The following is a 6925-nucleotide window of genomic DNA, read 5'->3' as shown; positions in this document are numbered from 1 at the left end:
ACTTGTTGTCCACCACCACGAGCTCCACCTTCCTGCCCAGGACCTCCGGGATCTCCTTGTGCGCCAGCTGCGTGCCCTCGAGCTCCAGCTGGCCGCCGTAGGCGTTCTGGCCGGTCAGGCAGTTGTAGACGCCGATCCTGATCACGTCGTCCGCGGCGAACGCCGCACCCGCAAGCGCAAAAACAAGCAGCATAACCAACGATACCCTACGCATTCTCCAGATCCTCCTTCCAGCCCAACGATCCGTTCCCTAAACCCCGGATGCGTTCAAAAAACGGCAAACCTGGCCTGCCAAAGAAAAACGACGCGCAGCTCATTCCGTTTGGAGAAGAGGACTAAATGATTCCCTGCGCTTTCAGGATCACATGAGCGATAACGGCGGAGCCCACGAAGGTCCCGATGAAGACGAAGACGCTGACGATCGTCTGGACGTTCATCACGACCGACGAGGCCGCCACAATGGGATCGATATCCCTGTGGGGCAGGGCTCCGTGCCCTCCCTTGCCGGTGGTCTTGACGAAGATCGCGTCGACCGCCGCCATCAAGGCCTCCCCCATGAAGTCGAACTGCAACATGCCGTCGGACATGCTCTCAACTCCCTTCGCCCCGAGGGGCTCCTGCAAAAGTCAAGAATCCGCTCTACCGCTCATTCCATATTCCATCGTCATTGCGGATGCCCAACAGCGCGGGATCGAATACGGGATCCAGTCCGCGCCGTTTTTGGTCCTCATAGTCCCTGAGGATCTTGACACCCTGGTTCGAGAGCAACAGGATGGCGATGACGTTCAGCCAGACCATCATGCCCACTCCCAGGTCTCCCCAGGTCCATATCATCTCCCCGGTGTTCACCACTCCGAAGAACGTAAAAATCAGGAACAGGATGCGCGTCACGAAGCGCCCCGCCTTGCTGTTGGGGAAAATATAGGACATATTGCTCTCCGCCATGTAGCAAAAAGCCATCAGGGAAGTGAAGGCGAAGAGGAAGACGGATACGGCGACAAATACGTTGCCGAATCCGCCCAGAGAACGGTTGATGGCCTCCTGCGTGTAGAGGATCCCGTACTCGATCCCGGGCAGATTTTCCACGATCATCCCGCCCGCCCCGTCGGAGACGTTGTAGGCCCCCGTAACCAGGATCATGAAGGACGTGGCCGTTCCCACGACGATCGTGGTGATGAAGATGGAGAGAGCCTGAATGAGCCCCTGTTTCGCAGGATGCGACCCCACCGCAGCCGAGGACACCAACGCCCCCGTACCATCCCCGGCCTCGTTGGAGAAGATGCCCCGCTTCACGCCCCAGCTGATCGCCGAGCCGACAATGCCGGAAAAAGCCTGCTCGGCCCCGAAGGCCGACTTGAAAATGAGGGCGATCATGGACGGAATTCGGTCGAAATTGAGCGCGCAGACCAACAGCGCCATGAGAATGAAGGCCATGGACATAAAGGGGGCCAACACCTCCGCCGTTTTGCCGATCCGCTTGATCCCGCCGAAGATGATCAAAGCCAGCAGAAAACAGACGACCCCACCGGTAACGAAGACGTCGATCCCGAACGCGCTCTGCATGGACGTCACGATGGAATAGGTCTGAGCGCCGGGACAAAGAACGCCAAGAGCCAGAAAGGCCACAACGGCGTAGGCCATGCCGTATCCCTTCCAGCCGAGGGCCCGCTCGATGTAGTACTGCGGTCCTCCCACATACTCGCCGTAGACTTTCGTCTTGTACGCCTGGCCCAAAGCGGATTCCACAAAGGCTGTGGACATGCCCAGCAATGCGATCGCCCACATCCAGAAAATCGCTCCCGGACCTCCCAGGCAAATGGCCGTCGCCACGCCTCCGATACTGCCGACGCCGACACGTCCCCCTACCGTCGTGGCGAAAGCCTGAAAAGGGGTCACCCCGCTCTCCGAGCGGTCCGATTCCATCAGCAGGCGCCACATCTCCGGAAAGTGACGAATCTGGAGGAAGCCCATCCTCAAAGTGAAAAAGATCCCGGCCCCCACGCAGAGAAGGATCATCGGAGTGCTCCACACCAGGTTGTTCATCGCGGTAACAAACGAGCTGAGAAGTTCGAACATGCCGTTTCCTCCTTATTTTTCCGAACGTTCCCGAAGGGGACGTTCGAAGGTCCCCTCCGAATCCCTCAAGTCCTCGATCCGGCCTGTGCCCGATCCGCCAGCCAGGCGGCCACGCACTCGGACAGGGAAAGCCTCATATCCGAAAAGACGTGGTCGGTGGGCATTTCTTTGTATTCCACCGGGGCCTTCAGGGCCTCGAGCGCCTCCACGAGCGGTCTGCAATGAATGGGAGGACGGGCGCAATCGTCCCCCCCGGCGCCGACGATCAGCAGCGGCTTCTTTGCAAGAAGCTCCGCCAGGCCGATCAGGCAGTACGACTCGCCGCAGGAATCGAGCTCCGCACCCAGGCGCTCCGGCTCGGCCCCATTGAGCCAGGGCGCTCCGTCGGCCAGCAGGCACTCCAGATCGGACCGGGCCCCCGCCTCTCGGCGCGCCAGAAGGCCCATTTGGCCGAAATCGTAAGGAGCCATTGCGACAGCGGCACTCAGGCTTTTTCGTTTGGCTGCCGTATGCAGGGCCGCGAATCCCCCCATGCTGTGCCCCACGACAAAGAGGCGGTTTCCATCGATTCCGTGGCGCTCCTGCGCCTCCCGACTCTCCAGGAAGTCAACGGCGCACTCGGAATCCTCCAGCACTTGGGCGAAGGAAAAAACTCCCTCGCTGCCCCAGCTGCCGGCATAATGAAACGTCAGGACGTGAAACCCCACCCTCCTGAGATCCTGGGCCAGGTCGAAGTTTCTCTCGTTGCCCGGAAAACCATGAAGCAACAGGACCGTGGGGTGTACCCCGGCACCTCCCGCCCGGTAGAGGTGAGCAAACAGGCGCCCTTGGGAGCCCCTCAGAAAAAAAGCGTCGGAGCCTGGACGATGGGGACTGTCTCCCCACGGTTGGTCACAGCGCAGACGATCCGGATTCAGAACCAAGGTCACGACCTCCTTTTCCGACGCTTTACGCAAGGGGAACTTCGGGATACAGAGGGAAACGGGAGATGAGCGACAGGGCCTCCTCCTTGCAGCTTTCCAGAGTGGAACGATCCTCGGGAGAGGCGGCGACGCGGGTCATGATCGCGGCGATGCGCTCGATCTCGGGCTCCCGCAGGCCCCGCTGGGTCACGGCCGTCGCGCCTATCCTCACGCCGCTCGTCACGGACGGCTTCTCGGGGTCCGAGGGAATCATGTTCTTGTTGACGGTGATGCCGACGGTCTCAAGCGCATCCTGGAAGACCTTGCCCGTTATCTTTTTGGGCCGCAGGTCCACCAGCACGATGTGGTTGTCCGTTCCGCCGCTGACGATACGAAATCCGTTTTGTCCCAGGACATCCGCCAGGGCCCGCGCATTCGCCACCACCTGGAGCATCGTGCTTCGAAACGCCTCCGTGCCCGCATGTTTGAACAGCCAGGCCTTGGCGGCCATCACATTCAGGTGGATGGAGCTGACCGAGCCCGGAAAGACCCCTCGGTCCAGCGCCTTGGCATGGGCGGCTTTGCAGAGGATCAGACCTCCCCTTGGGCCGCAGAGCGTCTTGCTGGCCGAGGAGGTGACAAAATCGGCGTGGGGAACGGGACTGGGAATGACCTTGGCCGCCACCAGCCCGGATATGTGCGCCATGTCCACCATCAGCAGGCCGCCGACCGAGTGGGCGATGTCCGCGATACGCTCGTAATCGATGAGACGGGGATAGGCGCTGCCCCCGGCGATGATCAGCTTCGGCCGATGCTCCCGGGCCAGGCTCTCGAGTTCGTCGTAGTCGATGAGCTCCGTTTCCGCATTCAGCCCGTAGGAGACGAACCGGTAGAACTTGCTCATGAAGTTGGCGGGAGAGCCGTGGGTGAGGTGGCCGCCGTGATCCAGCCTCATGCCCAGGACGCAGTCGCCCGGCTGGAGCACTGCGGCGTAGACGCCATAGTTCGCCGCCGAGCCGGAGTAGGGCTGAAGGTTGGCGTGTTCGGCACCATAAAGGGCCCTGGCGCGTTCGATTCCGAGGCGCTCCATCTTGTCCGCAACCTGTGACCCCGCCTGAAAACGTGCTCCGGGGTATCCCTCGGTGGTCTTGTTCATGAAGACACAGCCCGAGAGCTCCAACAGTTCCTCGCAGGCCGTACTCTCCGACGCGATCATTTCGATGTTGTTTTGCTGCCTCTCCAGCTCCTCCTCGACAAGACCGTAGAGCTCGGGATCCGATCGCCGTGTTGCCTTGAGTCTCATCACAACAGCCCCTTTCCTTCCCCAAAAGAATGAAAAAGCAATGCGTTCCTATGCCGTTACCGCCCGGAAGAGTCCAGAAATCCGGAGGCGATGAGCCGGTACCCCACGCAGGCCTGGCGCATTTGATCGATGTCGATGTATTCGTCGACCCGGTGGGCCAGTTCCGGCCTTCCGGCGCCGAAAATGAGGGTTGGGATACGCCGTTCTCCGCCGTAGAGGGCCCCGCTGGTCCCGAAGCCCGGCCCGGCGGAAAGGGTCCCCTCGAGCCCGCCTCGCTGCAGCCACCTCCTCACCCCGGCCAGGAAGGGGTGATCGGCCGGCAGGACCCACGACGGGACGAACTGCTCGGTGGCAAGAACCACACCGGTGTAGCAGCGTCCTTCCGTGGTGGCAAAGGACAAAGTCAGGTTCAGGGCCTCGTCCCTCTTTCTCAGCGGCGCCAGGGTGTGCTCGATCTGTGCGAGGCAATCGTCCCGGCTCTCCCCCACGACCATGCGCTTGACCAGAGTCGCGGAACACCAGGTGGGGATCACCTTTTCGAGGGAATCGAGCCCGGTCGCCACCTCCGTCAGGGTCAGGGCCCCCTCTCCTATGAAGGTATCCTTCGGGGGGACGTACTGTTCCCTTATCGCCTGCAGCACCTCCAACATCTTCTCCGCGGCGTTGACGCCATAGGCGGGGGAGAGGGCATGCGCCATCCGTCCCTCCGTGCGAAGCGCTATCTTCGCCCGCCCAGGCTGTCCCCTGACCACCTCGAGGTTCGAGGCATCGCCCAGGACGACCGCATCCGGCTTCGTCCCGCTGGCTATCGAACGTGCGGCCAGCACGTCGAAGCACTCCTGCTGGACTGCCGCAGCGACGACGAGCTCTCCCCTCAGGTCCTTCTTTGGAAAATCCTCTTTGAGAAAAGCGCCGGCCAGGATCATGGCCGCAAGATTGCCCTTCTGGTCCATGGTGCCGCTGCCATAGATGCGCTTGCGGCTGACGGCGGCACCATAGGGATAGAAGGACCATTTCGCGCTGTCCCCCGGGGGGACATGATCCATCTGTGCGTGGAACAAGAGCCTGGGGCCTCCCTCGGAAAAGCGCATGCGCATCAGGACGTTGCCGTAATGGTCGACGTCGACCTGATCGTACCCCAGGGCCCTGGCGCTGGCCTTGACGCTCCGGGCCATGCGTTCCTCGTTTCCGGAAGGGCTGGGAGTCCTTACAAACTCCCGGCAAAGATAGATCAGCTGCTCCGTGCGTTTGCCGTCCAACATATCCAGACCCCGCCTTCAATCGCAAAGCTCCGCCGGAAAATCGTATGGGATATCTTCATGCTAGCGCAACAATCATAAAAATCAACGCATCAAAAATTAATAAAAAAATAAAAAACACCTATGCATAAAAATTTTTTATGGTTTAATTAGTAAAACGTTATTGAGGGTTATATCGGGGTTGGGGGACCGGAGACGGCGCAGCCCCAAACAGGAGGAGCGAGGCATGTACCTGAGGCAGATCAAGCTTTTCTGTACCATCATGGAGGAGGGGTCGTTCCGCAGGGCTGCGGATCTTCTGGGGCTGTCGCAGCCCTCGGTCAGCCAGCATGTTGCCGCGCTTGAGAAAAGGCACGGAGTTAAGCTCTTCAAGCGCAGCGGACGCGGCGTCGTCCCCACGCCGGAGGGGCGGGCCCTCTACACGTTGGGCAGCGAGCTGCTGAAACTCAGCGAGGCCATTCCCGGCACCTTCCGCGACATGCAGACGCTGCGCAGCGGCTCGCTGTCCATCGGGGCCAGCCATCATTTTGTGGAGGGCATTCTGCCGGCAGTGATCGATGATTTTCGATCCGAATTTCCCCAGATCACGCTCTCGGTCAGGACCGGAAACCCGGACATGCTGATCGAGGCCCTTAAGAACGGCGACATCGAGTTTGCCCTGACAGGAAAATCTCTGGGCGTTTCGCACGACCCGGACCTCACGGTGCGCCTCCTGGGACTGGAGCCCTTGATCCTCGTCGTCCCCAAAACGCACCCCTGGGAGGATCGCGAGATCGACCCGGCGGAACTGAAGAACTGTTCTTTCGTGCACTACACCGACAACCACCCCCTGGCCCTGCTTTTGGAGGACTATTTCCTGCGCCATCAGGTTCGGGCCCAGTTCGACCTGAAGGTCGACTCGACGCACACGGCCCTGCAGCTGGTCGCCCTGGGGGAGTACGTGACCATCGCCGGAAAAAGCTCCATTTCCGACTCCATGACAAGGGAAAGACTCGGCACGGCCGCTTTGGAAGGGCTGAGCGGAATCCGCTGGGAGATGCAGCTCGTCTACCGCCAATCGATGGGGCTGTCCTTCGCGGGCTGGGAAATGGTCCGACGCATCGAAAAGATCGCGGCCGAGTTTTTCGGAAGGTCCAGGACGTCATGAGAAAGGGGGAAGGAGGGCTTTCCCCCCTTCCCCCTCGAACGTGGCGCCGGCCTGGCCGGGATCAGACCTCCGGCTTGATGGTGCCCAGGAAGACCTTCTTGCCCTCCCGGATCTCGACGATCCCCAGCTCCTTCTCCGCGTCGTGGGTCTCGTTCATCGTCGTCATACCCGTCACCGTCGGCAGATCCTTCGTCTGCTCGAGCGCGTCGCGGATCTTGGCGGGCTCGGCGCTCCCAGC

At 61.1% G+C, this 6925-nt stretch carries 6 protein-coding genes and 1 pseudogene; 1 reads left to right on the top strand and 6 read right to left on the bottom strand.

All coding sequences use genetic code 11. The annotated features are described in order from the left end of the window. The 6 genes and pseudogenes from EII26_RS12540 to EII26_RS12515 all read right to left on the bottom strand — a co-directional run. A pseudogene (locus EII26_RS12540) lies at window positions 1-193 on the bottom strand (ABC transporter substrate-binding protein); the annotation flags it as partial. A 142-nt stretch (window positions 194-335) separates the two neighbouring features. Beyond that, window positions 336-587, bottom strand: a complete 252-nt coding sequence (locus EII26_RS13505) for a hypothetical protein (RefSeq protein ID WP_233572752.1) — start codon at window positions 585-587, stop codon at window positions 336-338. 52 nt (window positions 588-639) lie between these two features. Next, window positions 640-2076 carry an alanine/glycine:cation symporter family protein gene (locus tag EII26_RS12530; RefSeq protein WP_124889496.1) on the bottom strand — a complete coding sequence of 479 codons (1437 nt, stop codon included), beginning with the start codon at window positions 2074-2076 and terminating at the stop codon, window positions 640-642. A gap of 65 nt (window positions 2077-2141) precedes the next feature. Next, entirely contained in the window at window positions 2142-3005 is an 864-nt protein-coding gene (locus tag EII26_RS12525; protein WP_158612341.1) for an alpha/beta hydrolase family protein, read from the bottom strand. A 19-nt stretch (window positions 3006-3024) separates the two neighbouring features. Continuing rightward, window positions 3025-4281, bottom strand: a complete 1257-nt coding sequence (locus EII26_RS12520) for a serine hydroxymethyltransferase (RefSeq protein ID WP_124889494.1) — start codon at window positions 4279-4281, stop codon at window positions 3025-3027. Window positions 4282-4337: 56 nt separating this feature from the next. Next, complete coding sequence (locus EII26_RS12515; RefSeq protein ID WP_124889493.1) at window positions 4338-5543, bottom strand: M20/M25/M40 family metallo-hydrolase; 1206 nt, start codon at window positions 5541-5543, stop codon at window positions 4338-4340. A 223-nt stretch (window positions 5544-5766) separates the two neighbouring features. Here EII26_RS12515 and EII26_RS12510 point away from each other — a divergent pair, with 223 nt between their 5' ends. Continuing rightward, window positions 5767-6687 carry a LysR family transcriptional regulator gene (locus tag EII26_RS12510; RefSeq protein ID WP_124889492.1) on the top strand — a complete coding sequence of 307 codons (921 nt, stop codon included), beginning with the start codon at window positions 5767-5769 and terminating at the stop codon, window positions 6685-6687. The last annotated feature ends 238 nt before the right edge of the window (window positions 6688-6925 follow it).

Origin of the sequence: Fretibacterium sp. OH1220_COT-178, assembly GCF_003860125.1 — a bacterium.
GTDB lineage: Bacteria > Synergistota > Synergistia > Synergistales > Aminobacteriaceae > CAJPSE01.
This window is presented reverse-complemented; position numbering and strand designations above follow the sequence as displayed.